This window comes from Pseudomonas sp. UBA5568 (assembly GCF_002425525.1).
In the GTDB taxonomy this organism is placed as follows: domain Bacteria; phylum Pseudomonadota; class Gammaproteobacteria; order Pseudomonadales; family Pseudomonadaceae; genus Aquipseudomonas; species Aquipseudomonas fulva.
Genome location: NZ_DIMK01000023.1, coordinates 36,322 through 61,508, shown reverse-complemented (window position 1 = coordinate 61,508; position 25,187 = coordinate 36,322). Strand labels below are relative to the sequence as shown.

Here is a 25,187-nt window from a genome sequence, read left to right as displayed (position 1 = left end):
CATCAATACCATCTTCGCCTCGTTCCTGGTGGCAGGCTCCGTCTCCTGGATGTATTACGCAGACCGGCTCATGGAGCTGCCGTCGGGTGTTCTGGGCGTGGCTCTGGGTACCATCCTGCTGCCGACCCTGGCCAAGACCTACGCCAACAAGGACCGGGAAGAGTACTCGCGCATTCTCGACTGGGGCCTGCGCTTGTGCTTTTTGCTGGTGCTGCCGTGTACGCTGGGGCTGGCGATCCTAGCCGAGCCGCTGACCGTGGCCCTGTTCCAGTACGGCAAGTTCAGTGCAACCGATGCCGCCATGACCCAGCAGGCGCTGATCGCCTATTCCGTCGGCCTGCTGGCAATCATTATGGTCAAGGTGCTGGCGCCGGGCTTCTATGCGCAGCAGAATATCCGCACGCCGGTGAAGATCGCCGTCTTCACCCTGGTCTGCACGCAGCTGTTCAACCTGGTGCTCATCGGCCCGCTGGCGCATGCCGGACTGGCCCTGGCCATCAGCCTTGGCGCCTGCCTCAATGCCGGCTTGCTGTTCTGGAAGCTGCGCACCCAGCAGCTATTCCAACCGCAACCAGGTTGGGCCATGTTTCTGCTCAAGCTGGTGTTGGCGGCAGGCCTGATGTCCGGTGTCCTGCTGGCTGGCATGCACTACCTGCCGGCCTGGGTCGAGGGAAACATGCTTGAACGACTGATGCGGCTGATGGCGCTGATCATGGCAGCCGTCGTCACCTACTTTGGTTGCCTGTACCTGTGCGGTTTCCGACCTCGGCAGTTCGCCCGCAAAGCCTTGCACTAAGGCTGCGGGCGCGTCAGGCGTCGGTTTTTCGCAATCCACGCCGCCCTTGGGCGCTGCTGCCTGTCACCGGCGCCCGGGTGTGGTTATAATCGGCCACTTTATGAGCAAGAAGCGCGTTATGCAGCTGGTTCGAGGTCTTCACAACCTGCGCCCCGAGCACCGGGGGTGTGTCGCCACCATTGGCAACTTCGACGGGGTTCACCGCGGCCACCAGGCAATCCTGGCGCGCCTGCGCGAGCGAGGCCAGGCCCTGGGCCTGCCGACCTGCGTGGTAATCTTCGAACCGCAACCGCGCGAGTACTTCACGCCCGATACCGCGCCGGCCCGCCTGGCGCGGCTGCGGGACAAGATCGCGTTGCTGGCCGGCGAAGGCATCGACCGCGTATTGTGCCTGGCCTTCAACCAGCGCCTGGGTGAGCTCGACGCCGATGACTTCGTCAGGACCATCCTGGTCGATGGCCTGGGCGTGCAGCATCTCGAAGTGGGTGACGACTTCCGCTTTGGCTGTGATCGCAAAGGCGATTTCGCCTTCCTGGTCCAGGCCGGCGCGCAGTATGGTTTTACCGTAGAAGCCGCCAACACCGTGATCCAGGACGGCCTACGGGTCAGCAGCACCGAAGTACGCAAGGCGCTGGCGCAAGGCAATTTCGAGCTGGCCGAGCATCTGCTGGGCCGCCCGTACAGCATCACCGGCCGCGTATTGCATGGCCAGAAGCTGGCCCGCCAGCTCGGCACACCCACTGCCAACATCCAGCTCAAGCGTCGCCGCGTACCGTTGGCCGGTGTCTACCTGGCCAGCATCGAGATCGACGGCAAGGCCTGGGCGGGTGTCGGCAACATTGGCGTGCGTCCTACCGTTGCCGGTGACGGGCGCCCGCACCTGGAGATCCATCTGCTGGACTATGCCGGTGACCTTTATGGTCGCCGTCTGACGGTGGTGTTCCACCACAAGCTGCGTGAAGAGCAGCGATTCGCCTCCCTGGAGGCGCTGAAGTCGGCGATCGATGCGGATATCGCCGCCGCACGTGCACATTGGCACGCTCAACCGCTAACCAAGAGCCTGAAATGACCGACTACAAAGCCACGCTAAACCTTCCGGACACCGCCTTCCCCATGAAGGCCGGCCTGCCTCAGCGCGAACCGCAGATTCTGCAGCGCTGGGACAGCATTGGCCTGTACCAGAAGCTGCGCGAGATTGGCAAGGATCGTCCCAAGTTCGTCCTGCACGACGGCCCGCCCTACGCCAATGGCAAGATCCACATCGGTCATGCGCTGAACAAGATCCTCAAGGACATGATCGTCCGCTCCAAGACCCTGGCCGGCTTCGATGCGCCGTACGTGCCGGGCTGGGACTGCCATGGGCTGCCGATCGAACACAAGGTCGAAGTCACCCACGGCAAGCACCTGACCGCCGACCGTACCCGCGAGCTGTGCCGCGAGTACGCTGCCGAGCAGATCGAAGGGCAGAAGACCGAGTTCATTCGCCTGGGCGTGCTGGGCGACTGGGACAACCCCTACAAGACCATGAGCTTCGCCAACGAGGCTGGTGAAATCCGCGCCCTGGCCGAGATGGTCAAGCAGGGGTACGTGTTCAAGGGCCTCAAGCCGGTGAACTGGTGCTTCGATTGCGGCTCGGCACTGGCCGAGGCGGAAGTCGAATACGCCGACAAGAAGTCGCAGACCATCGACGTGGCGTTCCCTGTCGCCGATGACGCCAAACTGGCCGCAGCCTTCGGCCTGGCGGCACTCGAAAAACCGGCCGCCATCGTGATCTGGACCACCACCCCGTGGACCATCCCTGCCAACCAGGCGCTGAACGTTCACCCCGAGTTCCAGTACGCCCTGGTCGACATCGGCGAGCGTCTGCTGGTCCTGGCCGAAGAGCTGGTCGAGTCCTGCCTCAAGCGCTACGAACTGGAAGGTTCGGTGATCGCCACCGCCCCAGGCTCGGCCCTTGAGCTGGTCAACTTCCGTCACCCGTTCTACGACCGCCTTTCGCCGGTTTACCTGGCCGAGTACGTGGAACTGGGCGCAGGCACTGGCGTGGTGCATTCTGCGCCGGCCTACGGTGAAGACGACTTCGTGACCTGCAAGCGCTACGGCATGATCAACGATGAAATCCTCACGCCCGTGCAGAGCAACGGCGTGTACGTCGAATCGCTGCCGTTCTTCGGCGGGCAGTTCATCTGGAAGGCCAACCCGGCCATCGTCGAGAAGCTGGCCGAAGTCGGTGCGCTGATGCACACCGAAACCATCAGCCACAGCTACATGCACTGCTGGCGTCACAAGTCGCCGCTGATCTACCGTGCCACCGCACAGTGGTTCGTCGGCATGGACAAGCAGCCACGCGACGGCGAACCGCTGCGCGAGCGTGCCCTGAAGGCCATCGAGGACACCAAGTTCGTCCCGGCGTGGGGCCAGGCACGCTTGCACTCGATGATCGCAAACCGGCCTGACTGGTGCATCTCGCGCCAGCGTAACTGGGGCGTGCCTATCCCATTCTTCCTGAACAAGCAGACGGGCGAGCTGCACCCTCGGACCGTCGAGCTGATGGAAGAGGTCGCCAAGCGCGTCGAGCAACAGGGCATCGAGGCCTGGTTCAAGCTGGACGCCGCCGAGCTGCTCGGCGCCGAAGCCGAGCAGTACGACAAGATCGCTGACACCCTGGACGTATGGTTCGACTCCGGCACCACGCACTGGCATGTACTGCGCGGCTCCCACGACATCGGCCATGCCACCGGCCCCCGCGCCGACCTGTACCTGGAAGGTTCCGACCAACACCGCGGCTGGTTCCACTCGTCGCTGTTGACCGGCTGCGCCATCGACGGCCACGCGCCATACCGCGAGCTGCTGACCCACGGCTTCACCGTGGACGAGAACGGCCGCAAGATGTCCAAGTCGCTGGGCAACACCATCGAGCCCGAGAAGGTCAACAACACCCTGGGTGCCGACATCCTGCGCCTGTGGGTCGCTGCTACCGACTACTCCGGTGAAATGGCAGTGTCCGAGCAGATCCTGCAGCGCAGCGCCGATGCCTACCGGCGTATTCGCAACACCGCACGCTTCCTGCTCTCCAACCTGACCGGCTTCGACCCGGCACGCGACCTGCTCGCGCCGCAGGACATGCTGGCCCTGGACCGTTGGGCGGTGGATCGCACCCTGTTGCTGCAACGCGAGCTGGAAGAGCACTACGGCGAGTACCGCTTCTGGAACGTCTACTCGAAGGTGCACAACTTCTGTGTGCAGGAGCTGGGTGGTTTCTACCTCGACATCATCAAGGATCGCCAGTACACCACGGGTGCCAACAGCGTCGCCCGCCGTTCCTGCCAGACCGCGCTGTACCACATCAGCGAGGCGCTGGTGCGCTGGATCGCGCCGATCCTGGCCTTTACCGCCGACGAAATCTGGCAGTACCTGCCGGGTGAGCGTAACGAGTCGGTCATGCTCAATGGCTGGTATGAAGGCCTGAGTGAGCTGCCGGAAGGCACCGAACTCGATCGCGCCTATTGGGACCGCGTCATGGCGGTCAAGGCTTCGGTCAACAAGGAACTGGAAAACCAGCGTACCGCCAAGGTCATCGGCGGCAACCTGCAGGCCGAAGTCACCTTGTACGCGGACGAGGGCCTGAGCGCCGATCTAAACAAGCTGGGCGATGAGTTGCGTTTCGTGCTCATCACCTCGGCTGCCAGCGTGGTGCCGTTCGCGCAGGCGCCTGCCGAAGCGGTGGCGACCGAGGTCGAAGGCCTCAAGTTGAAAGTGGTCAAGTCCGGCTACACCAAGTGCGGCCGTTGCTGGCACTTCCGTGCAGACGTCGGCAGCCATCCGGAGCATCCGGAAATCTGCGGTCGCTGTGTGGAAAACCTGACCGGCTCCGGCGAGGTGCGCCACTATGCCTAACCTTGCAGCGGGGCGCTTCGGGCGCCTCGTATGGCTGTGGCTGAGCTTGCTGGTCCTGGTCGTCGACCAGGCCACCAAGCTGTACTTCAACAACGCCCTGACCATGTACCAGCAAATTGTCGTCATCCCCGACTACTTCAGCTGGACCCTGGCCTACAACACCGGCGCTGCGTTCAGTTTTCTGGCCGATGGCGCAGGCTGGCAGCGCTGGTTGTTCGCCCTGATCGCCGTGGTGGTCAGTGCAGTGCTGGTGGTGTGGCTCAAGCGCCTCGGCCGTCATGAAACCTGGCTGGCCGTAGCGCTGGCCCTGGTGCTGGGCGGGGCCATCGGCAACCTCTACGACCGTATCGTGCTGGGCCATGTGGTCGATTTCATCCTGGTGCACTGGCAGAACCGCCACTACTTCCCGGCCTTCAACGTGGCCGACAGCGCCATTACCGTCGGCGCAATCATGTTGGCGCTGGACATGTTCAAGAGCAAGAAATCCGAGGAGCCGGTCCATGACTGACATTCGTATCGGCCAGAACACCGAAGTTACCCTGCATTTCGCCCTGCGCCTGGAAAACGGTGACACGGTCGACAGCACCTTCGACAAGGCGCCTGCCACCTTCAAGGTGGGCGACGGCAACCTGCTGCCGGGCTTCGAGGCCGCGCTGTTCGGTTTCAAGGCTGGCGACAAACGCACCGTGGAGGTGGCCCCGGAGAACGCCTTCGGCCAGCCTAACCCACAGAATGTGCAGGTTATGCCAAGGTCTCAGTTCGAAGGCATGGAGCTGTCCGATGGCTTGCTGATCATCTTCAAGGACGCCGCCAACGCCGAGCTACCGGGCGTGGTGAAGGCCTTCGACGACGATCAGGTGACCATCGACTTCAATCACCCACTGGCTGGCAAGACCCTGACCTTCGAGGTGGAGATCCTCGAGGTGAAGGCCCTGTAGGCCTGGAGCCGATCATGCAAATCAAACTCGCCAACCCGCGCGGCTTCTGCGCGGGGGTCGACCGGGCGATCGAAATCGTCAACCGCGCGCTGGAAGTGTTCGGCCCGCCCATCTATGTGCGCCACGAAGTGGTACACAACAAGTTCGTCGTCGAGGACCTGCGCAGCCGTGGCGCCATTTTCGTCGAGGAGCTGGACCAGGTGCCTGACGATGTCATCGTCATCTTCAGCGCCCATGGGGTTTCCCAGGCCGTGCGTCAGGAAGCCGGTGGGCGTGGCCTGAAGGTATTCGATGCCACCTGCCCATTGGTCACCAAGGTGCACATCGAGGTGGCCAAGTACAGCCGCGATGGCCGTGAGTGCATCCTGATTGGCCATGCCGGCCACCCGGAAGTCGAAGGCACCATGGGGCAGTATGACGCTAGCAACGGCGGGGCCATCTACCTGGTAGAAGACGAGGACGACGTAGCCAATCTGCAGGTGAGAGACCCTGACCACTTGGCATTCGTGACCCAGACCACCTTGTCGATGGACGACACCAGCCGCGTGATCGACGCGCTGCGTGCGCGCTTTCCGAACATCGGCGGGCCGCGCAAGGACGACATCTGCTACGCCACGCAAAACCGCCAGGATGCCGTTAAGCAACTGGCCGACGAGTGTGATGTGGTCCTGGTGGTCGGCAGCCCTAACAGCTCCAACTCCAACCGCCTGCGTGAGCTTGCCGAGCGAATGGGTACCCCAGCCCATCTGATCGACGGCGCTGAAGACCTGCAGCGGGCCTGGTTCGACCAGGTTGGCCGCATCGGCATCACCGCAGGCGCGTCCGCGCCGGAAGTGCTGGTGCGCGGCGTCATCGAACAGCTCAAGGCCTGGGGCGCTAGGGGCGCCGAGGAGCTGGACGGGCGTGAAGAGAACGTCACCTTCTCGATGCCCAAAGAGCTGCGTGTGCGCTCGTTGATCTGATCGCCTGCGCGGGCCTGAGCGGTTAGCCGCGAACGCTCAGGCCCCTGCACCTTCGCACCCTCGGGTGTCGCGAGTTTCATTCGATACCCTGACTCTGCCGCTGGACGCCATCACCACTTGATGCTGGCTGGTGCCAGCCGACCGCGCGCATACTTCGAAAGTCGCCGCCAGCCAGTTGCCGGCGGGGTTCACTGGCAGGCCCATGGCCGTGAACGTCATCGTCGTACCTAGGTTCGCGGCGATCTGCAGAGGCCGACGCAGGCGGTGTTCATGCAGCACCCGCGAATCCTGCTCCAGCGTCACTCGCCATCCATTGCCCCATGCTTCGTCCAGCGCTTGCACCCGCACGGCCTCACCCAGCAGCATGGCGCGCCCACGCGCGCTCCGCAGCGTTTGCGCCAAGTCTCGCGTGACGGCAGCGCGGTGCACGTCATCGCTGAGCTTGACGTAGGCAGGCGCCCCCAGCTGCGTCAGGACAGCGAGCACCGCCAATGCCGACACCGTTTGTATCAGTGTTACTCCCTGTTGCTTCACCGTGCATTTCTCCTTGGACGTGCTTGGCTTTAGCTTCACGCACGCTGGGTCACCCTTCCAGTGGCAGGCGTACATCGACAATGCATGAAAAGTCGCAGGAGCTGCAGGGATGCAGGTAACGCAACGGGGCATGACGCTCCTGGAAACGCTGTTGGCCATTGTGGTGATTGCGGTGGGCATGTTTGCCGCAGCAGCGCTGCACATGCAGGCTTTGCAGGCCTCGCAAGACGCTCGGCAGCAGGTGCAGGCGGTGCTGGCATCTGCCAGTGCACATGAGCAGGCGCTGCCATGAGGCCCTGGCAAAAAGGGGTCGGATTGCTCGAGCTGCTACTGGCGCTGGCACTCGGGTTGATGCTGTTGGCCGGCGCCAGCCAGTTGTTCACCTCTGCCCACCGAGCGTGGCAGCTGCAAGGGGCAGCGCTGCGCATGCAGGAAGATGCACGGCTGGCCTTGTTGCGCATGGCCCAGGACATCCGCATGGCTGGCATGTTCGGCTGCCTGCGATTGGAGCCCGCGGATCTGCCAGACGGCGACACCTTTACCGCATTTAGCCGACCTCTGGAAGTCGAGGGCTCAAACCTTGAGGTGGTGATGGCCGACCTTCCTGGCCATCCGCTGAAGCCTCAATGGACCCTGCTCACTGACTGCGTGGGGTACGCCAAGGTACATCGAGGGCATGTCCAAGCCGCCGCGCCGCTGATGGCCATCCCCATCACCCGACATCGTTACGCCGTCAGGGGCGCTACCCTGTACTTCACCCGTGGCAGCAGCACCCAGCCCCTGCTTGAGCATGTGCGCCGTCTGCACGTGGTGGCTGCGGCCGATGGCCAGCGCATCGACCTGCACTTGAATCTGTTCGATCCCGTGTTGGCGCTGGAGCAGCAGTACGTTGTCAGTGTGGCCCGTCGCAACGGGGGCGAGCCATGACACGCGAACGTGGGGTGGTGCTGCTGTTGGCATTGGTGCTGAGCCTCTTGCTGGGTGTGCTGACCACCTCGGCGCTACGTGCGGCCGCCGTTGAGACGCAAATGGTGGGCCTGTTCAAAGAAGGGCAGCTGGCCTTCGAGCAGGCCGAAGCCACATTGGACGTTGGCAAGCAGTCGATCATGCAGGTACGGCCACCGCCATGTGAAGTGTGCCCGCCGCCTGAGCAGCCGCATCGCCTGGCCGGGGTCTGGGAAGCCGGGCCAGAAGGCTTTTTTCAGGTGCAGAACCTGGGCACCACGCAACGCGCCGTGGGTGTCCCGGCCGGGCGATCAGTGACAGTGTTCCGGGTAACCGCGGTCAGCCAGCTAAGTCATCCTCGTCAGGTGGTGGAAGCGGTGTATGCCAGCGATGGTAGTGCGCTTGTACGCATGACGTGGCGACAAAGATTCAGAGGAGACTGACATGCAGCAAGGCATCAGCCTGATCGAGCTGTTGATTGTGCTGGCCGTCACCGGCATTCTGGCAGCCATTGCCTACCCCCGTTACAACGACCACCTGCGGCAGGCAGCGCGCCACGAAGTGGTCGCCCTGTTGCAGGATGCTGCATTGCGCCTGGAACGCCATCGCTTGGTTACTGGCCAGTATGCCGAAGGCGACCCGAGCCTGCCTTCGGGCAACCGCTACTACAGCCTGCAAGCGCTGCGCGAAGACCAGACCTTCACCCTGCGCGCCCGACGTTTGCCAAAAGGGCTGATGGCCGAAGACCGCTGTGGCGATTTCGAGCTTGATCAAGCTGGGGTAGGGCGCAACCACGGCGCCATCGACAGCGCGCGCTGCTGGGGAGGCTGAACGGTCACAGGTGCCCGGTGCATCGCGGTTTTTTACTTCAGGTGTTGAATCGACAGATGAGCAAGCAAGTAGTGGTGGTCGGTGGCGGGGTCATTGGCCTGCTGACGGCATTCAACCTGGCGGCGAGCGTCGACCAGGTAGTGATATGCGACCAAGGCGAGGTAGGTCGCGAGTCCTCCTGGGCCGGGGGCGGTATCGTCTCGCCCCTGTATCCCTGGCGCTACAGCCCGGCAGTGACCGCCCTGGCGCATTGGTCGCAGGACTTTTATCCACAGCTGGGTGAGCGCTTGTTCGCCAGCACGGGCCTGGACCCTGAAGTGCATACCACCGGGCTGTACTGGCTTGACCTGGATGATCAAGCCCAGGCCTTGGCATGGGCGGACCGTCAGCAGCGGCCGTTGAGCGCCGTGGACATTTCGGCGGTGTACGACGCAGTCCCTGTGCTCGGGCCAGGCTTTGAGCGAGCCCTCTACATGGAGGGCGTGGCCAATGTGCGCAACCCGCGCCTGGTCAAATCGCTGAAGGCGGCGTTGCTGGCATTGCCCAATGTGAGTGTGCGGGAGCACTGCCAGATCACGGGGTTCGTGCAGCAGGGCGGTCGTATCATTGGGGTGAGCACCGCTGAAGGCGAGCTGGCGGCCGACGAAGTCGTACTCAGCGCCGGTGCCTGGAGCGGCGAACTGCTGCGCTACTTGGGCCTTGAGCTTCCGGTCGAGCCGGTGAAAGGGCAGATGATCCTGTTCAAATGCGCTGAAGACTTTCTGCCAAGCATGGTGCTTGCCAAAGGTCGTTATGCAATTCCGCGCCGGGATGGTCACATTCTGGTGGGCAGTACGCTGGAGCATGCCGGCTACGACAAAACACCCACCGATGAGGCGCTGGCAAGCCTCAAGGCATCGGCAGTGGATCTGCTACCCGGCCTGGAAGGCGCGCATGTGGTTGCCCATTGGGCCGGGCTACGGCCAGGTTCGCCTGAAGGCGTTCCGTTTATCGGGCCGGTGCCCGGTTTCGAGGGCCTATGGCTGAATTGCGGCCATTATCGAAACGGGCTGGTGCTGGCGCCAGCCTCGTGCCAACTGCTGGCCGATTTGCTCAATGGCGCCGAGCCTATCATCGATCCGGCACCCTACGCCCCGCAGGGGCGCCTTGGCTAACCGCCCGATCAGCCCTGTCGGCCAGGCCCCTGCTGCAAGTGTGCCTGGCTGCAATACCAGGTGTTACCCTGCGCCAATGCCTGGTCGGTGGGCAGGTGCACGCCACAATGCGCGCAGCGAACCATTTTCAGCGGCGCGTCGAGCTTGGCCTCTTGGCGCGGTTGCTGGCTGAGTTTGAATTTGCGCCACAGCCAGAACGCGGCGGCGATCAGGACGATCCAGAAAAGTAGGCGAACCATGGTGTTCAGCTTGTCGAATGAAAGAGGATGACAGTCTAGGGCGCAGGCATAAAAAAAGGGAGGTCCCAGACCTCCCTTTCATGCAACGGCTGAATCAGTCGAACAGACCGAAGGTCATGTAGCTGAACCAGGAGCGGTTGCTGTCGGCTTCCTTCGGCCCTGGTGGCTCGATCGGGTCGCCGTTTTCATCCTTGGGCAGCAGCTCCTTGGGCATTTCATCACGCGCATCCTGGAACTGCTTGATCACGTCCTGGTTGGCGCGGGTCTGACCCGGTGGCAGCGGGGTGTCGGTTTCGATCAGGCCCAGCGTGGCTTTGGACAGCCAGCCGCGACCGTCAGACTCGGTCTGCTTGGGCTGGAACTCACCATCGGCCAGGCTTGGGTGGTCCGGGTAGTTGAGCTTCAGGGTTTCCAGGCTGGTGGCAGCCAGGTCGTCCAGGTGCATCTTCTGATACGCCTCGACCATCACCGCCAGGCCGTCGCCAACCGAGGGCGTTTCCTGGAAGTTCTCGACCACGTAGCGGCCACGGTTGGCGGCAGCCACGTATGCCTGACGGCTGAGGTAGTAGTCGGCCACGTGGATTTCATAGGAGGCCAGCAGGTTGCGCAGGTAGATCATGCGCTGCTTGGCGTCTGGGGCGTAACGGCTGTTGGGGAAGCGGCTGGTGAGCTGCGCGAACTCGTTGTACGAGTCGCGGGCCGCGCCCGGGTCGCGCTTGGTCATGTCCAGCGGCAGGAAGCGCGCCAGCAGGCCACGGTCCTGGTCGAAGGAGGTCAGACCCTTGAGGTAGTACGCGTAGTCGACGTTCGGGTGCTGCGGGTGCAGGCGGATGAAGCGCTCGGCGGCAGACTTGGCAGCCTCCGGCTCCGCGTTCTTGTAGTTGGCGTAGATCAGCTCCAGCTGCGCCTGGTCGGCATAGCGGCCGAACGGGTAACGCGACTCCAGGGCCTTGAGCTTGTTCACGGCGCTGGTGTAGCTGGAATTGTCCAGGTCAGCCTGGGCCTGTTGATACAGCTCGGCCTCGCTGAGGTTCTCGTCGATGACTTCCTTATTAGAGGAACAGGCCGCGGTGAGCCCGAGGATGGCGATCAGCAGCAGGTGTTTCACTTGCATGGCGGCTTGCGTCCCTTTGACGGCCGCTGTCTTGGGCGGGGCCGTCCTGTTATGATGAGCGCCCCGGCCAACCCCGGGACAAAAGAAGCCGTATTTAACCACAAGCTCGCAGCTGAAACCAAAGGCTGTGCGCCCACTGAATCGAGCATGTCCGAGATCATTCAACTTAGCGCAGAGGTCCCGTCCGAACTGGGCGGTCAACGCCTCGACCAGGTCGCCGCCCAATTGTTCGACGAGTATTCGCGCTCGCGGCTGACGGCATGGATCAAAGATGGCCGTCTGACGGTCGACGGGGCTGTCCTGCGCCCGCGTGACACCGTGCATGGCGGTGCCGTGCTGGCCCTGGAAGCCGAGCAGGAGGCCCAGGGCGAATGGGAGGCCGAGGACATCGCGCTGGACATCGTCTATGAAGACGACCAGATCCTGGTCATCAACAAGCCTGCGGGCCTGGTGGTGCACCCGGCTGCCGGCCATGCCAGCGGTACCTTGCTCAACGCCTTGCTGCACCACGTGCCCGACATCATCAACGTGCCACGTGCCGGCATCGTCCACCGCCTGGACAAGGACACCACCGGTCTGATGGTCGTGGCCAAGACCTTGCAGGCGCAAACCCACTTGGTCGACCAGCTGCAGAAGCGGTCGGTCAGCCGTATCTACGAATGCATCGTCGTGGGCGTGGTCACCGCCGGTGGCAAGATCGACGCCCCCATCGGTCGTCACGGCGGCATGCGCCAGCGCATGGCCGTCACCGACGGCGGCAAGCCAGCGGTCAGCCACTACCGTGTGCTCAAGCGCTTCCGCTCGCACACCCACGTGCGGGTCAAGCTCGAAACCGGGCGTACCCACCAGATTCGCGTGCACATGGCCCACGTCGGCTTCCCCCTGGTTGGTGACCAGACCTACGGCGGGCGTTTCCGCATCCCGCCTGCGGCCAGCCCGACCATGGTCGAGGCGGTCAAGACCTTCCCGCGGCAGGCCCTGCACGCACGCTTCCTGGCACTGGTGCACCCGGCGACGGGCGAGCGCATGGAGTGGGAATCGCCACTGCCCGACGATTTCGTCTGGCTGCTGTCGCTGCTCAATCAGGATCGCGAGAGCTTCATCGGATGAGTGGCTTGACGCAGTCGCTGCTGACGCCGGACTGGCCTGCGCCAGCCTCGGTTCGCGCCTGCGTCACCACCCGCCAGGGCGGCGTCAGCCTGCCGCCTTTCGATACTTTCAATCTGGGTGACCATGTGGGGGACGACCCTGCGGCCGTTGCCCAGAACCGCCTGCGCCTAAGCGGCGAGTTCGACATCCAGCCCGCCTGGCTCAAGCAGGTGCACGGTCTGGCCGTCGCCGATGCAGACCCTTCCCGCGTGGTCGAAGCCGATGCCAGCTGGACCAACCGGCCAGGCATCGCCTGTACGGTGATGACCGCCGATTGCCTGCCTGTATTGTTTTGTGACCAGGCAGGTACGCAAGTGGCGGCCGCCCATGCAGGCTGGCGCGGGCTTGCCGGCGGTGTGCTCGAAGCCACCCTGGATCGTCTGAACGTACCACCGGCTCAGGTGCTGGTGTGGTTGGGCCCGGCCATTGGGCCGCAGGCATTCGAAGTGGGCCTGGAGGTGCGCGATGCTTTTACTGCGGTGCACCCTGAGGCCGCACGGGCATTCGTCGACGGCGAACGACCCGGCAAGCTGATGGCCGATATCTACGCCCTGGCCCGTATTCGCCTGGCAGCCCGTGGGGTCACGGCTGTTTACGGTGGCGGCTTGTGCACGGTGAGCGACGAGCGGTTCTTCTCCTATCGGCGTACCCCGCAAGGCGGGCGTTTCGCTTCTTTGGTGTGGCTGGCGCCGCGCTAGCGCGCAATAGGCTGTACCTGCCATTACACCTGTGCAAATCCAGCAGCTTGACCTCCGTCAACCGCGCTACGCTTGAATCTTCCAGAATCAGCCTTATCTATAAGACATCTCAGGCAGGTTTCTTCATAAACAGGCGCTGTCCATCGCTCCGACCTGCCCTTTACAGGAAGGTACATCATGCGAATAGACCGTTTGACCAGCAAGCTCCAGCTTGCAATATCCGATGCGCAATCCCTGGCCGTTGGCATGGACCACCCTGCCATCGAGCCTGTCCACTTGCTGCAGGCCCTGCTCGAACAGCAGGGTGGCTCCATCAAGCCACTGCTGATGCAGGTCGGCTTCGACATCAATAGCCTGCGTCAGGCCATGGTCAAGGAGCTCGACCAACTGCCTAAAATCCAGAACCCAACGGGCGACGTGAACATGTCGCAGGATCTGGCGCGCCTGCTCAACCAGGCAGACCGCCTGGCCCAGCAAAAGGGTGACCAGTTCATTTCCAGCGAGTTGGTAGTGCTGGCGGCCATGGATGAGAACAGCAAGCTGGGCAAGTTGCTGCTCAGCCAGGGCGTGAGCAAGAAAGCCCTTGAAAACGCCATCAATAACCTGCGCGGTGGCGCGGCCGTAAACGATGCCAACGCCGAGGAATCACGCCAGGCGCTGGACAAGTACACCGTCGAACTGACCAAGCGTGCCGAAGAAGGCAAGCTTGACCCTGTGATCGGCCGTGACGACGAAATCCGCCGCACCGTCCAGGTGCTGCAACGCCGTACCAAGAACAACCCCGTGCTGATCGGTGAGCCCGGCGTGGGCAAGACCGCCATTGCCGAGGGCCTCGCCCAGCGCATCATCAACGGCGAAGTGCCAGATGGCTTGAAAGGCAAGCGCCTGCTCGCCCTGGACATGGGGGCCCTTATTGCCGGCGCCAAGTACCGGGGTGAATTCGAGGAGCGCCTCAAAGGCCTGCTCAACGAACTGTCGAAGCAAGAAGGGCAGGTGATCCTGTTCATCGACGAATTGCACACCATGGTCGGCGCCGGTAAAGGCGAGGGTGCCATGGACGCAGGCAACATGCTCAAGCCTGCCCTGGCCCGTGGTGAACTGCACTGCGTAGGCGCCACCACCTTGAACGAATACCGCCAGTTCATCGAGAAGGATGCGGCCCTGGAACGTCGCTTCCAGAAGGTACTGGTGGAGGAGCCTAGCGAAGAGGACACCATCGCTATTCTGCGTGGCTTGAAAGAACGTTATGAAGTCCACCACAAGGTGGCCATCACCGACGGCGCTATCATCGCGGCGGCCAAGCTCAGCCACCGCTACATCACCGATCGTCAGTTGCCCGACAAGGCCATCGACCTGATCGACGAGGCAGCCAGCCGTATTCGGATGGAAATCGACTCCAAGCCGGAGGTGCTCGACCGTCTTGACCGCCGTCTGATTCAGCTGAAGGTAGAGTCCCAGGCACTCAAGAAAGAAGAGGATGAGGCTGCCAAGAAGCGCCTGGAGAAACTGACCGAGGAAATCGAGCGCCTGGAGCGCGAATATTCCGACCTCGAAGAGATTTGGGCGTCGGAAAAAGCTGAAGTCCAGGGTTCGGCCCAGATTCAGCAGAAGATCGAACAAGCGCGCCAGGAGCTCGAGGCCGCCCGCCGCAAAGGCGACCTGAGCCGCATGGCTGAGCTGCAGTACGGGGTAATCCCGGACCTGGAACGCAGCCTGCAGATGGTCGACCAGCACGGCAAGACCGATAACCAGTTGCTGCGCAACAAGGTCACCGAGGAAGAAATTGCCGAAGTGGTTTCCAAGTGGACGGGCATCCCAGTGTCCAAGATGCTGGAGGGCGAGCGCGAGAAGCTGCTGAAAATGGAAGCGCTGCTGCACCAGCGCGTCATTGGCCAGAGCGAGGCCGTCACTGCCGTGGCCAATGCGGTGCGCCGGTCCCGGGCAGGTCTGTCCGACCCCAACCGGCCCAGCGGCTCGTTCATGTTCCTCGGCCCGACCGGCGTGGGCAAGACGGAGCTGTGCAAGGCGCTGGCCGAATTCCTGTTCGACACCGAGGAAGCCATGGTGCGTATCGACATGTCCGAGTTCATGGAGAAACACTCCGTGGCGCGGCTGATCGGTGCACCGCCAGGCTATGTGGGGTACGAGGAGGGCGGTTACCTGACCGAGGCCGTGCGCCGCAAGCCGTATTCGGTGGTGCTGCTCGATGAGGTGGAGAAGGCTCACCCCGACGTCTTCAATGTGCTGTTGCAGGTGCTGGAAGACGGACGCCTGACCGACAGCCATGGCCGCACCGTGGACTTCCGCAATACGGTCATCGTGATGACGTCCAACCTGGGCTCGGCGCAGATTCAGGAGTTGGTGGGCGACCGCGAGGCGCAACGTGCCGCTGTAATGGATGCGGTAGGTGCGCACTTCCGTCCCGAGTTCATCAACCGGATCGACGAAGTGGTGGTGTTCGAACCGCTGGGCCGCGAGCAGATCGCCGGCATTACCGAGATCCAGCTGGGACGGCTGCGCAGCCGCCTGATGGAGCGTGAGCTTTCGCTGAGCTTGAGCCCGCAGGCCCTGGACAAGCTGATCGCAGTCGGTTACGACCCGGTGTATGGCGCGCGGCCGCTCAAACGTGCGATTCAGCGCTGGATCGAAAACCCGCTGGCGCAGTTGATCCTGTCGGGCAAGTTCGTGCCAGGTACGGCCATCACTGCCACCGTGGAAGGCGACGAAATCGTGTTTGCGTGATGTTGGTCGCATAGGGTTGTTGGGGCCGTCTCGCGGCCAATGGGCCAGGCAGGCCCCGCGCGGTCAATGTAGGCGCGCCCTTGCCGGGGCGCCGGACCGGCCGTGATGGGACGCAACGCGGCCCCAACAACCTCTATGCTGTCTTCAAGGAGACCAGCTAACCCCTGTAAATCCGGGCCTTTGTACCCATCCAAGATAACTCGCTGAAATTTTTGAAATTTATGCTTGCATGATCAATCGAGTGGCCCTAATATACGCCGCGTTGTCAGGCACTAAGCGAATCACCAGCAACAACGGTGACCGCAAAACAACTTAGAAATCAGTAAGTTGAATGAAAAAAGTGGTTGACAAGCAAAACGAAGAATGTAGAATAGCCGGCCTCAGCAGCGATAACGCGAAAGCGGATAGCCAAAGAGACCGAAGTTAACACAAGCTTCGAAGATGTAAGGTTGTACCGAAGTTCAGTTCCGCGATAGCTCAGTCGGTAGAGCAAATGACTGTTAATCATTGGGTCCCTGGTTCGAGTCCAGGTCGCGGAGCCAATCTCGGGGTGTAGCGCAGTCCGGTAGCGCGCCTGCTTTGGGAGCAGGATGTCAGGAGTTCGAATCCCCTCACCCCGACCATTTTCCGGGTCGTTAGCTCAGTTGGTAGAGCAGTTGGCTTTTAACCAATTGGTCGTAGGTTCGAATCCTACACGACCCACCATGTAAGAAGGGCATCTCGAATGAGATGCCCTTTTTCTTTTGTCTCGGTTTTTCCAAAGCCCTGTATTTTCCCGCAAATCCGCTATTCTGCCCTGTGTCTTTGGCAGTCTGGGGACCTATTGGCATGGGAGCCAACACATCAAGTGTCGTGGTCGTGGGTGGAGGCATCATGGGTGCTTCCATTGCGTGGCACCTTGCAAGGCTCGGTGCCCGGGTCACTGTTCTGGAGCAAGGGTCCCGCGCCGCCAGTGGCGTTACCCGTTGGTCCTATGGCTGGGTAGGCACCGCCAGCGCCAGTGCATCGGACAACCCGGCGGCATTTTCCTCCACGTTGCAGGCTATTGCCGATTTCAAACGGCTGGCGCTTGACCTCGGGCCTTTGCCGATTGCCGCACGTGGCGCCATGGTGTGGTTGGAAAACGATGCACAAACGTCCGCCCTCATCAATCAGCAACGTTCTGCCGGCGTAAACCTTCAACCCCTGAATGCCCAGCAGATAAGCGCCCTTGAGCCTTGCATGATCACGCCACCGGCCCTGGCGGCGTGGGCGCCGGACGATTTTGCCGTGGAGCCTGTTGCCTTGGCGAAGATGCTGTTGAGCGGCGCTGAGCAAGCCGGGGCAGAGATTCTCTACGGCCGGCGGGTCGATGGCATAGACACGCATAACGGACGCGTGACGGCCGCCAGGTGCGCAGCGCAAACCTACGCCGCCGATACCGTGGTGCTGGCCAATGCCGGTGCCGCTATCGGCCTTGCAGCGGGTGTCGGTCTGCCCTTGCCCTTGCTTACCCGGCCTGCCGTACTGATGCGCTTCGCGGCGCCTGCCGGTGTAGTGCGGCACCTGGTCTACGGTAATGGTTTGGAGTTACGCCCGGCATTGGAAGGGGGCGTGGCCTGCGCCGAAGAAGCGCCTGCCGAGGGTGAGGCAGGGTTGCCAGCCTTGGTCGAGCTTACGACCAAGGCCATCCGGCAGATGTTCATCGGCGCCACGGCGCTTTCGCTGCGCGCGGTCAGTATCGGGCACCGACCGATGACCCCGGAAGGCAAGCCTGTGATGGGTTACCTTCCTGGTGTCGAGGGGTTGTATACCTTGGTGGCACACCCTGGGATCGTGCTTGCGCCCCACCTCGGCCGTCTGGCAGCCGAGGAAATCGTACGAACGCGAAGCTAGCCGGGCGCCTGCGAACGCACCCGGTCAGCAGCCAGGTCAGTGCAACTTCAGCCTTGGTTCGGTGCCGCGGCCAATCTTGCTGCCCAGCATCATCAGGGCCGTGCGGAAGAATCCGTACAACGCCATCTGGTGCATGCGATACAGCGACACGTAGAACATCCTTGCCAGCCAGCCTTCGAGCTTCACACTGCCCATCAAGTTACCCATCAGGTTACCCACTGCCGAGAATCGCGAGAGCGACACCAGCGAGCCATAATCCTTGTACTGGTAGGTCGGCAGCGGCTTGTTCTCCAGGCGTGCCTTGATGCTCTGTGCCAGCATTGAAGCCTGCTGGTGAGCTGCCTGCGCCCGGGGCGGCACGTTGCGATCGCTGTCTGGCTGCGGGCAGGCGGCGCAGTCACCGAAGGCGAAAATATCGTCATCACGGGTGGTTTGCAGGGTAGGACGTACGACCAGTTGGTTGATGCGGTTGGTCTCCAGGCCATCGATCTCCTTCAAGAAGCCCGGCGCCCGGATGCCCGCTGCCCAGACCTTCAGGCTGGCCTGGATCACTTCGCCGTCCTTGGTCTTGAGACCTTCAGCCGTCACTTCGCTGACAGCCGCGTTGGTCATTACTTTCACCCCAAGCTTCTCAAGGGTCTGATGCACGGGCACGCTGATGCGCTCCGGCAGTGCCGGCAGCACGCGTGGGCCCGCCTCGATCAGGGTGATGTGCATGTCCTTGGGTTGGATGCGATCCAGGCCGTAGGCCGCCAGCTCATGCGCCGCGTGGTGCAGCTCGGCAGCCAGCTCCACGCCCGTGGCACCCGCACCGACGATGGCCACGCTGATCTTTTCGCTGGCCACATCGCCTGCATGGGCGCGCAGGTAATGGTTAAGCAGTTGCTGATGAAAGCGCTCTGCCTGTTTGCGCGTGTCCAGGAACAGGCAATGCTGCGCCGCACCCAAGGTGCCAAAGTCGTTGGTGTTGGAACCGACGGCGATGACCAGGGTGTCGTAGGCAAGGGTGCGCGCGGGCAGCAACTCGCGACCATCTTCATCCAGCGTGGCAGCCAGCTGGATCCGCTTGCTCTCACGCTCCAGGCCACTCATGCGCCCCAGTTGGAAGTTGAAGTGGTTCCACTTGGCTTGCGCTACGTAGTTCAGTTCGTCTTCGGAGGAGTTCAACGAGCCGGCGGCCACTTCGTGCAGCAGCGGTTTCCAGATATGGGTGAGGTTGGTGTCCACCAGGGTGATGTCAGCCTGCTTGCGCTTGCCCAGGGTCTTGCCCAGGCGGGTCGCCAGTTCCAGGCCGCCGGCGCCGCCGCCGACAATCACGATGCGATGAGTCATGGGAATATCTCATAAGGTTTACGGAATTCTTGGCCCAACGGGCCGGTCGCACGGGGCATGAGGGGAGGGCGAGCGCAAGGCAGCTCATAGCTCCGGTCCACTCAACAGGTGCCTGACCCAAGACGACGGGGGTAGCGAGGTACTCGACACAGCGTCCCAAGGGCTTGCAGGTCATCATCGACACTGGCTGACACGCAGGGTTCAGGCGATGGGTCATGCTCGGCCTCTAGGCATAGACGTTCGCGCATCGACAAACGCTACAGCGCTCGCGCACGCGGCTGTGACAAATGATAATCCTTTCTATCGGCGCCGCCGAGTGTACGTCATCGCAAGCGATCACTGCATAGGATCAAAGACTGATCCCCACATCGAAGACGAGGCTGCGCCCCAGGTTACTGCGTAGGAAATCCGGCGCATCTGGGTGGGCGAACAACACCCGGGCAAAGGTTGGCCCGACCAGCGACAGTGAGCGCCAGCCCTGGCGCAAGTACTCGGTGGGCGGCGGGAAGTGGGTGTTGAGGTCCAGCACCTCGCGTTTGAGACTGGCGAAGGCAATGATGTCCAGCTCGTTCAGGTCTAACCCGCGTTCACGGTAGTTGTGCGCTTTCTTGCGCAGGGTGGGCGCCAGCCTGCCCAGCAACTCGGTCGCACTGATGCGGCGAGGGCGTGCTTCGCGTCGCACCAGTTGCGCCAGTGAAAAGGCGCTGCGCCTGCGTTGCAGCTCTTCTCGCCATTCATCGTTAAGTCGGCGACCCTCGTCCAGCACGAAGAACACCTCGAAGGCCGCATCGCGGAACAGTACGTCAGGCGGCTCCTGGCCGGCGGGCGTGAAGTCGTCGTTGCGATAGGCGATATTCAAGCCTTGGAGCAGGCGCTGGCAGACCCAACGCTCGCGCTCCCATTTGCGGGCATTGGACAAGAAGGCGTTGGCTTGTTCGGCCTGGATGGTAAGCAGGCGCAGGTAATCGGAGTCATCCATGAAGCAAGCTTAGCTGTAATTTGATGACGATCAGGAGTTGATCGCGCCTTGAATCAATGAATTACCTGCCCTTTGGGCCAAAAGCACGCTGATGGCAATCCGTGTAGACTCGCATTTATCCATGCATTCATTGAGGTTATTCCTACATGATCAGCGCGCAGGTGCTGTCGGCAACAACGCTGACCGTTGGCTGGCTAGGCTACGTGCCACTGCTCGCGTGGGCCGCCAGTCAAGCCCGCTGGGTCGAGCTGGTCACGGACCGGCGGCGCCAGCACTTGCTGTTCGGCACTGTGGTTGGGTTGTTCGCGCTGTGGTTGGTTCGGCGCGATTTCGACACGGGCGTGTCCTACCACTTCATTGGCATGACCGCCGTCACCCTGCTGCTGGACTGGCCGCTGGCGGTACTGGGTGGCTTCATGGCGCAACTGGGCCTGCTACTGCTCGGGCGTCAGGAGTTGGCTGGGTTAGGGGTCAACGGTCTGCTGCTGGTCGGCCTGCCGGTCCTGGTCACCGAAGCCTGTGCCATCGCGGTGGAACGAGCGCAGCCGCGAAATCTTTTCGTGTACATCTTTTGCTCAGGGTTTTTCCCGGCGGCACTGACGGTGGTCGTGTGCCTCACCGCCGCGCTGGGGCTGCTCTGGCTCGATGGCCTGTTCGCCATGCCAGAGTGGCTAAGTGATTTTGTGGGCTACCTGTGGCTGATGATGTTTCCCGAAGCGTTCATCAACGGAACCGTGATCAGCGCACTGGTGGTCTTTTGCCCTGAATGGCTGGAGACGTTCAACCACACTCGATACCTGCAGGCTCCCTGGAAAGAAGGGGGTGACTGAAAGCCATGCCCCCCCTGCACAGCGTCTACGGGGTGTATTTCTCCAAAGAATCAGTGACGAGGCTCTAGATCCCCCGAATACAATTCGTCTTCCGAGTCCTCGGCCCCGGGAATCTTGTGCTCCTCGGACGCCCAGGCGCCCAGGTCGATCAGTTTGCAACGGTCGGAGCAGAACGGCCGGAAGGTATTCTTATCGTTCCATTCCACAGGTGCGCCGCAGGTCGGGCAATCGACGGTCAATGGCTGGCTCATGGCTGGCCTCCTCGTAAAGTCAGGTAAAAGTTGTGCAATCGGTCGATCTGCGCATGCAAATGGCCCAGGTCGCCGTCATTGACCACCACGTCATCGGCATGGTGCAGGCGTTCTTCACGCGGCAGCTGGGCCTGAAGAATGGCCTGCACCTGTTCGGCGCTGGTGTGGTCACGGGCAAGGGTGCGTGCTACCTGCAGTGTTTGCGGTACGTCGATGACCAGTACGCGCTGAGTTTTTCGATACTGCCCCGATTCGATCAGCAGGGGCGAGACATACACCGCATAGGGCGATTGCCCTTTGGCCAGGTAACTGAAAATCTCCTGGCCGATCAGCGGGTGCAGCAATTGCTCCAGCCATTTGCGCTGCGCCGGGTCGGTGAAGATCAACTGGCGCAGCGCGGCACGGTCAAGCTGCCCATCGGCCTGCAGCACGGCGGGGCCGAAGTGCTCGACGATGCTCGCCAGAGCCGGGCGTCCGGGCTCGACCACCCAGCGCGCCGCCTGGTCAGCATCGACCAGGTGCACGCCAAGCTCGACAAAGCGCTCGGCTGCGGCGCTCTTGCCGCTGCCGATGCCGCCGGTAAGGCCCAGAATCCAGGGTGTTGTGGCCGCTGTGGTCATTGGGATCCAAGCAGTTGCATGTAGGAGGGGGATATTTCATCATCCCAGAGCACGGCAATCCACCCTGCAATGGCCAGATAAGGCCCAAAGGGCATTGCCGCCCCCATGGCATGCCGACGCAACGCGATCAGGCACAGCCCTATGAATGCGCCTGCTACCGAAGACAGCAAAAGGGTTAGCGGCAATGCCTGCCAGCCACCCCAGGCACCGATGAGCGCCATCAACTTGAAGTCACCGTACCCAAGGCCTTCCTTGCCGGTCAGCAGCTTGAATGTCCAGTAGACGGCCCACAGGCTCAGATACCCCAGCACGGCACCCCACAGCGCATCGCCAAGTGGCGCGAACCCATCGCCAGCATTGACGATCAGCCCCAGCCACACTGCCGGCAGCACCAGTACGTCGGGCAACAGCTGGTGATCCGCATCGATCAGGCTCAGCGTCAGCAGGCACCAGGTCAGCAGCAGCGCGTAGAGCGCTTGCTCCGACGGGCCGAAGCGCCAGGCAATCGCCACCGACAACACAGTACAGGCCACCTCGACCAACGGATAGCGCACGCTGATTTGGCCCTTGCACCCCCGGCAACGGCCATTGAGTGCCAGGTAACTGAGCACAGGGATGTTCTGCCACGCACGGATGACGTGCTTGCACAGAGGGCAATGCGAGCCGGGCAACCATAGATCGAACCGCGCAGACGTACTCAAAGGTAACTTCAGCACCTCTTGCGCAGTGCGTCGCCATTGCCGCTTGAGCATGATCGGCAAACGATACGCCACGACATTGATGAAGCTGCCTGCCAGCAGACCGAGCAGCGCGGCCCAGGCGATGAAGTGCGCAGGTTCCATGCCCTGCAGTGTCCATACCGTCATATCAGATCAGGCTACCCAGTTGGAAAATCGGCAGATACATCGCCACCACCAGTCCACCGACCAGTACCCCCAGCACCAGCACGATGGCCGGCTCCAGCATACTGGCCAGCTGGTCCAAAGCCTGGCTGACCTGGTCCTCATAGTGGCTCGCAGCCTTGTCCAACATCTGGTCCAAGGTCCCGCTGGCCTCGCCGATCGCCGTCATTTGCACCAGCAAGGGAGGAAACACGCGTTCCTCGGCCATCGCCTGATTGAGCACCCGACCGTTTTCCATTGCCTGCCGCAACCGCATCACCGCCTGCTCGTGAAGCTCACTACCGCACGCGCTGGCCACTGTGCCCAGCGCGTCCAGCAACGGTACCCCAGCCGCATAACTGGTCGCCAGGCTGCGGGCGAACCGTGCCAGCGCGGCCTGCCCCAATAGCGCCCCGAACACCGGCATTCTCAGCAGTTGCTGTGCGCACCATAGGCGTGTCGGTGCATGCTGGCGATACCGCTGGCGCCCACCGACGCCCAGCAGCACCCCCACAAGCGCCATCCAGGGCGCCACCTGCCCGAACCCCGCAGACAGGTCTATCACCCACTGGGTGAGGGCGGGCAATGCCGTACCCATGCCAGCGAACATCGACTCGAACTGCGGAATCACTTCCAGCAACAGGATGGTCGAAACCCCCAACCCGGTCAGTAACAGCAGGATGGGATAGGCCATCGCCTTTCGGACTTTCTTCTCAAGGGTGCGCCGCTGCTCCAGCATGCACGCCAACTGCTCGAGTTGCCGATCCAGCGTCCCCGACTGCTCACCTACCCGCACCAGGTTGCAGTACAACCTATCGAACCAGTGAGGATGGCGCTGCAAGGCATCCGCCAGCCCCAACCCTGCGCCCAAGTCTTTTTTCAGCGCCAGCAGCACCGCCGCCTGCCCTTCGGGGCAGCCGCTACGGCTCATCACCTCGAACGCCTGCAACAAAGGCACCCCCGCTCGCAGCAAGGTCGCCAGCTGCCGACTGAAGCCCGCAGTGTCCGGCCTGGCCTGCCAACGCGGCCAGCTCAGTGCCAGCCCACCCGCTGGCCGTACCCGCGCCACCGTGATGCCCTGGCGAATCAGCGCAGCCCGTACATAGGCCGGGCTGCGCCCCGTGGTCTTGCCGCTGACGTGGGCGCCGCTGGCGTCCGTCCCCTGCCAGGTGTAGAGATGCGTAGATGACGTCATTCACATGTCCTTTTCGTCCCTGCGACAAGCCTGGAAACAGCTTGCCCCGTCCTTGGAAAGGCACGCCTTTCCGATGGTCACTAGAGTAGTGCAGCGAGGGCAAAGCCCAAGCGGGCAGGGGTGACAAAAGGTGTCTGTTCAGGCCTACTGCGCCGCTGCCGGTCGAGGCAAGCCTGACCTCACTGAGTCTGCGTATCGAAAAGGAAATTGTTCATGAAAGGGCAACGCGGCATCACCCTGATCGAACTGATGATCGTCGTCGCGATCATCGGCATTCTGGCGACCATCGCCTTACCGATGTACACCAACCACCAAGCCCGCTCCAAGGCCGCCGCCGGCCTGCTGGAAATCAGCGCCCTGAAAACCGCGATGGACCTGCGCCTGAACGAAGGCCGCGACGTCACCGACGTCGCCAGCCTCGGCGGCCAGCCCAGCACCGCCCACTGCGCGATCACCGCCACCGGCAAGGCCACAGATGCCAGTGGCCGTATCGTCTGCACCCTGGTCGACGCCCCCGCGACCGTGTTGGGCAAGGCCCTGACCCTGACCCGCTCAGCGACTGGTTGGGCCTGCACCACCGACATCGAAACCGACCTCGCACCCAAAGGCTGCGCCGCGCCGTGAGGGTGGCGGAATAAACGAGCGGAAACAGGGGTTTGCGTAACGGGTGCAGCAGTGGTACGTTGCGCTACACGCCGGTGTAGCTCAGTCGGTAGAGCAGCGCACTCGTAACGCGAAGGTCGCAGGTTCGATTCCTGTCTCCGGCACCACATCCAGCTCCACTGCATTCCGCTGAATGCTTCGGAAGCCCTCTAAACCGGCCTTCTGGCCGGTTTTTCTTTTCCACGACCCTCCGTCGGAAACCAACAAAATCCCCCAATAAACGGGGGTATTTTTGGGGTACAGCGTCTTTCCTGAATGGAGAACGTATCCCTATGCCACGCCTAGCCATTCCGCTCAGCGACCTAAAATGCCGTACGGCCAAACCGCGTGATCGTGCATACAAACTGTTCGACGACGGGCGTATCTACCTGTAAGTCGCGCCCAGTGGCTTGAAGACTTGGCGGCTGGGGTATTTCAAACCCAGCGGCAAGGAGGGCACGCTGATCGCTGCAAGATGCCAGCCCCGCGAAAACTGGGCGCTCACGTCCAACAACCGTTCTTCTGTTTCCGCCCCAGTATCACTTGACCTATAGCGATGTCTCGCTAGCTGGTATCAATAGGA

At 62.4% G+C, this 25,187-nt stretch carries 26 protein-coding genes, 4 tRNA genes and 1 pseudogene; 22 read left to right on the top strand and 9 right to left on the bottom strand.

Annotated elements, in window-relative coordinates:
• From murJ to ispH, 6 genes are all read left to right on the top strand, one after another.
• The coding region (murJ, locus tag B2S33_RS07600; RefSeq protein WP_288650117.1) for a murein biosynthesis integral membrane protein MurJ at positions 1 to 796 on the top strand (796 nt) is incomplete at its 5' end.
• 118 nt (positions 797 to 914) lie between these two features.
• On the top strand, positions 915 to 1,865 hold the full coding sequence (gene ribF / locus B2S33_RS07595) for a bifunctional riboflavin kinase/FAD synthetase (RefSeq protein WP_027915689.1): 951 nt from the start codon (positions 915 to 917) through the stop codon (positions 1,863 to 1,865).
• Positions 1,862 to 4,693, top strand: a complete 2,832-nt coding sequence (gene ileS / locus B2S33_RS07590; RefSeq protein ID WP_280077031.1) for an isoleucine--tRNA ligase — start codon at positions 1,862 to 1,864, stop codon at positions 4,691 to 4,693. Before ribF ends, ileS begins: the two co-directional genes overlap by 4 nt.
• Positions 4,686 to 5,201, top strand: coding sequence for a signal peptidase II (gene lspA, locus B2S33_RS07585; RefSeq protein WP_027915691.1), 516 nt, complete (start codon positions 4,686 to 4,688; stop codon positions 5,199 to 5,201). The genes ileS and lspA overlap by 8 nt, the downstream gene beginning before the upstream one ends.
• Entirely contained in the window at positions 5,194 to 5,631 is a 438-nt protein-coding gene (gene fkpB, locus B2S33_RS07580; protein WP_027915692.1) for an FKBP-type peptidyl-prolyl cis-trans isomerase, read from the top strand. The genes lspA and fkpB overlap by 8 nt, the downstream gene beginning before the upstream one ends.
• A 14-nt stretch (positions 5,632 to 5,645) precedes the next feature.
• Positions 5,646 to 6,593 (top strand): 4-hydroxy-3-methylbut-2-enyl diphosphate reductase, encoded by a 948-nt coding sequence (gene ispH, locus B2S33_RS07575; protein ID WP_288650116.1) that lies wholly within the window; start codon positions 5,646 to 5,648, stop codon positions 6,591 to 6,593.
• Positions 6,594 to 6,629: 36 nt separating this feature from the next.
• Here ispH and B2S33_RS07570 read toward each other — a convergent pair whose 3' ends face one another.
• Positions 6,630 to 7,127 (bottom strand): GspH/FimT family pseudopilin, encoded by a 498-nt coding sequence (locus tag B2S33_RS07570; RefSeq protein ID WP_254287243.1) that lies wholly within the window; start codon positions 7,125 to 7,127, stop codon positions 6,630 to 6,632.
• 109 nt (positions 7,128 to 7,236) lie between these two features.
• Between B2S33_RS07570 and B2S33_RS07565 the strand changes: the two genes are divergently transcribed.
• The 5 genes from B2S33_RS07565 to thiO are packed head-to-tail and all read left to right on the top strand — an operon-like array spanning position 7,237 to position 10,057.
• The gene (locus B2S33_RS07565) at positions 7,237 to 7,419 is read left to right on the top strand and encodes a type IV pilus modification PilV family protein (protein WP_110606901.1); all 183 of its coding nucleotides are present in this window, start codon (positions 7,237 to 7,239) and stop codon (positions 7,417 to 7,419) included.
• Positions 7,416 to 8,054, top strand: a complete 639-nt coding sequence (locus B2S33_RS07560) for a PilW family protein (RefSeq protein ID WP_254287242.1) — start codon at positions 7,416 to 7,418, stop codon at positions 8,052 to 8,054. Before B2S33_RS07565 ends, B2S33_RS07560 begins: the two co-directional genes overlap by 4 nt.
• On the top strand, positions 8,051 to 8,515 hold the full coding sequence (locus tag B2S33_RS07555; RefSeq protein WP_027915697.1) for a hypothetical protein: 465 nt from the start codon (positions 8,051 to 8,053) through the stop codon (positions 8,513 to 8,515). Before B2S33_RS07560 ends, B2S33_RS07555 begins: the two co-directional genes overlap by 4 nt.
• Position 8,516: 1 nt before the next feature.
• The gene (locus B2S33_RS07550; RefSeq protein WP_027915698.1) at positions 8,517 to 8,903 is read left to right on the top strand and encodes a type IV pilin protein; all 387 of its coding nucleotides are present in this window, start codon (positions 8,517 to 8,519) and stop codon (positions 8,901 to 8,903) included.
• A 56-nt stretch (positions 8,904 to 8,959) separates the two neighbouring features.
• A complete protein-coding gene (gene thiO, locus B2S33_RS07545; RefSeq protein WP_254287241.1) occupies positions 8,960 to 10,057 on the top strand; it encodes a glycine oxidase ThiO in 1,098 nt (365 codons plus the stop codon).
• An 8-nt stretch (positions 10,058 to 10,065) separates the two neighbouring features.
• Here the strand turns inward: thiO and B2S33_RS07540 are convergent, their stop codons facing one another.
• Both B2S33_RS07540 and B2S33_RS07535 read right to left on the bottom strand, forming a co-directional pair.
• The gene (locus B2S33_RS07540; protein WP_023533255.1) at positions 10,066 to 10,296 is read right to left on the bottom strand and encodes a PP0621 family protein; all 231 of its coding nucleotides are present in this window, start codon (positions 10,294 to 10,296) and stop codon (positions 10,066 to 10,068) included.
• 94 nt (positions 10,297 to 10,390) lie between these two features.
• Positions 10,391 to 11,410 carry an outer membrane protein assembly factor BamD gene (locus tag B2S33_RS07535; protein ID WP_027915700.1) on the bottom strand — a complete coding sequence of 340 codons (1,020 nt, stop codon included), beginning with the start codon at positions 11,408 to 11,410 and terminating at the stop codon, positions 10,391 to 10,393.
• Between the two features lie 147 nt (positions 11,411 to 11,557).
• Between B2S33_RS07535 and rluD the strand changes: the two genes are divergently transcribed.
• From rluD to B2S33_RS07500, 7 genes are all read left to right on the top strand, one after another.
• Positions 11,558 to 12,520, top strand: a complete 963-nt coding sequence (gene rluD, locus B2S33_RS07530) for a 23S rRNA pseudouridine(1911/1915/1917) synthase RluD (RefSeq protein ID WP_023533229.1) — start codon at positions 11,558 to 11,560, stop codon at positions 12,518 to 12,520.
• Positions 12,517 to 13,257 (top strand): peptidoglycan editing factor PgeF, encoded by a 741-nt coding sequence (gene pgeF, locus B2S33_RS07525; RefSeq protein WP_027915701.1) that lies wholly within the window; start codon positions 12,517 to 12,519, stop codon positions 13,255 to 13,257. The genes rluD and pgeF overlap by 4 nt, the downstream gene beginning before the upstream one ends.
• Before the next feature lie 177 nt (positions 13,258 to 13,434).
• Positions 13,435 to 15,999 (top strand): ATP-dependent chaperone ClpB, encoded by a 2,565-nt coding sequence (gene clpB, locus B2S33_RS07520; RefSeq protein WP_288650115.1) that lies wholly within the window; start codon positions 13,435 to 13,437, stop codon positions 15,997 to 15,999.
• A 466-nt stretch (positions 16,000 to 16,465) separates the two neighbouring features.
• Positions 16,466 to 16,541 (top strand) — tRNA-Asn (locus tag B2S33_RS07515).
• Between the two features lie 4 nt (positions 16,542 to 16,545).
• Positions 16,546 to 16,622: transfer RNA gene (locus tag B2S33_RS07510), tRNA-Pro, on the top strand.
• A gap of 6 nt (positions 16,623 to 16,628) precedes the next feature.
• Positions 16,629 to 16,704 (top strand) — tRNA-Lys (locus tag B2S33_RS07505).
• Positions 16,705 to 16,728: 24 nt separating this feature from the next.
• Positions 16,729 to 17,874 carry an NAD(P)/FAD-dependent oxidoreductase gene (locus tag B2S33_RS07500; protein ID WP_081728219.1) on the top strand — a complete coding sequence of 382 codons (1,146 nt, stop codon included), beginning with the start codon at positions 16,729 to 16,731 and terminating at the stop codon, positions 17,872 to 17,874.
• Positions 17,875 to 17,910: 36 nt separating this feature from the next.
• On the opposite strand, the gene B2S33_RS07495 is transcribed toward B2S33_RS07500, so the two are convergent.
• Both B2S33_RS07495 and B2S33_RS07490 read right to left on the bottom strand, forming a co-directional pair.
• Complete coding sequence (locus B2S33_RS07495) at positions 17,911 to 19,206, bottom strand: NAD(P)/FAD-dependent oxidoreductase (RefSeq protein ID WP_027915703.1); 1,296 nt, start codon at positions 19,204 to 19,206, stop codon at positions 17,911 to 17,913.
• A gap of 349 nt (positions 19,207 to 19,555) precedes the next feature.
• Complete coding sequence (locus B2S33_RS07490; RefSeq protein WP_197874495.1) at positions 19,556 to 20,185, bottom strand: DUF1780 domain-containing protein; 630 nt, start codon at positions 20,183 to 20,185, stop codon at positions 19,556 to 19,558.
• 146 nt (positions 20,186 to 20,331) lie between these two features.
• Here B2S33_RS07490 and B2S33_RS07485 point away from each other — a divergent pair, with 146 nt between their 5' ends.
• Positions 20,332 to 21,015: an energy-coupling factor ABC transporter permease gene (locus tag B2S33_RS07485; protein WP_145280920.1), complete on the top strand. Its 684-nt coding sequence runs from the start codon at positions 20,332 to 20,334 to the stop codon at positions 21,013 to 21,015.
• Between the two features lie 50 nt (positions 21,016 to 21,065).
• Here B2S33_RS07485 and yacG read toward each other — a convergent pair whose 3' ends face one another.
• Genes yacG through B2S33_RS07465 form a run of 4 tightly spaced genes read right to left on the bottom strand, consistent with a single transcriptional unit; the run spans position 21,066 to position 23,962 of the window.
• Positions 21,066 to 21,266 (bottom strand): DNA gyrase inhibitor YacG, encoded by a 201-nt coding sequence (gene yacG / locus B2S33_RS07480; RefSeq protein ID WP_027915705.1) that lies wholly within the window; start codon positions 21,264 to 21,266, stop codon positions 21,066 to 21,068.
• Positions 21,263 to 21,886 (bottom strand): dephospho-CoA kinase, encoded by a 624-nt coding sequence (coaE, locus tag B2S33_RS07475; RefSeq protein ID WP_027915706.1) that lies wholly within the window; start codon positions 21,884 to 21,886, stop codon positions 21,263 to 21,265. The genes yacG and coaE overlap by 4 nt, the downstream gene beginning before the upstream one ends.
• Positions 21,883 to 22,752 (bottom strand): prepilin peptidase, encoded by an 870-nt coding sequence (locus B2S33_RS07470; protein WP_145280922.1) that lies wholly within the window; start codon positions 22,750 to 22,752, stop codon positions 21,883 to 21,885. Before B2S33_RS07470 ends, coaE begins: the two co-directional genes overlap by 4 nt.
• 1 nt (position 22,753) lies before the next feature.
• On the bottom strand, positions 22,754 to 23,962 hold the full coding sequence (locus B2S33_RS07465) for a type II secretion system F family protein (protein WP_145280924.1): 1,209 nt from the start codon (positions 23,960 to 23,962) through the stop codon (positions 22,754 to 22,756).
• A gap of 213 nt (positions 23,963 to 24,175) precedes the next feature.
• On the opposite strand from B2S33_RS07465, the gene B2S33_RS07460 reads away from it, so the two are divergent.
• The 3 genes and pseudogenes from B2S33_RS07460 to B2S33_RS07450 all read left to right on the top strand — a co-directional run.
• The gene (locus B2S33_RS07460) at positions 24,176 to 24,586 is read left to right on the top strand and encodes a pilin (RefSeq protein ID WP_027915709.1); all 411 of its coding nucleotides are present in this window, start codon (positions 24,176 to 24,178) and stop codon (positions 24,584 to 24,586) included.
• Positions 24,587 to 24,656: 70 nt separating this feature from the next.
• A tRNA-Thr gene (locus B2S33_RS07455) sits at positions 24,657 to 24,732 on the top strand.
• A gap of 165 nt (positions 24,733 to 24,897) precedes the next feature.
• Positions 24,898 to 25,071: pseudogene (locus B2S33_RS07450) on the top strand (integrase arm-type DNA-binding domain-containing protein); the annotation flags it as partial.
• Between the last annotated feature and the right edge of the window lie 116 nt (positions 25,072 to 25,187).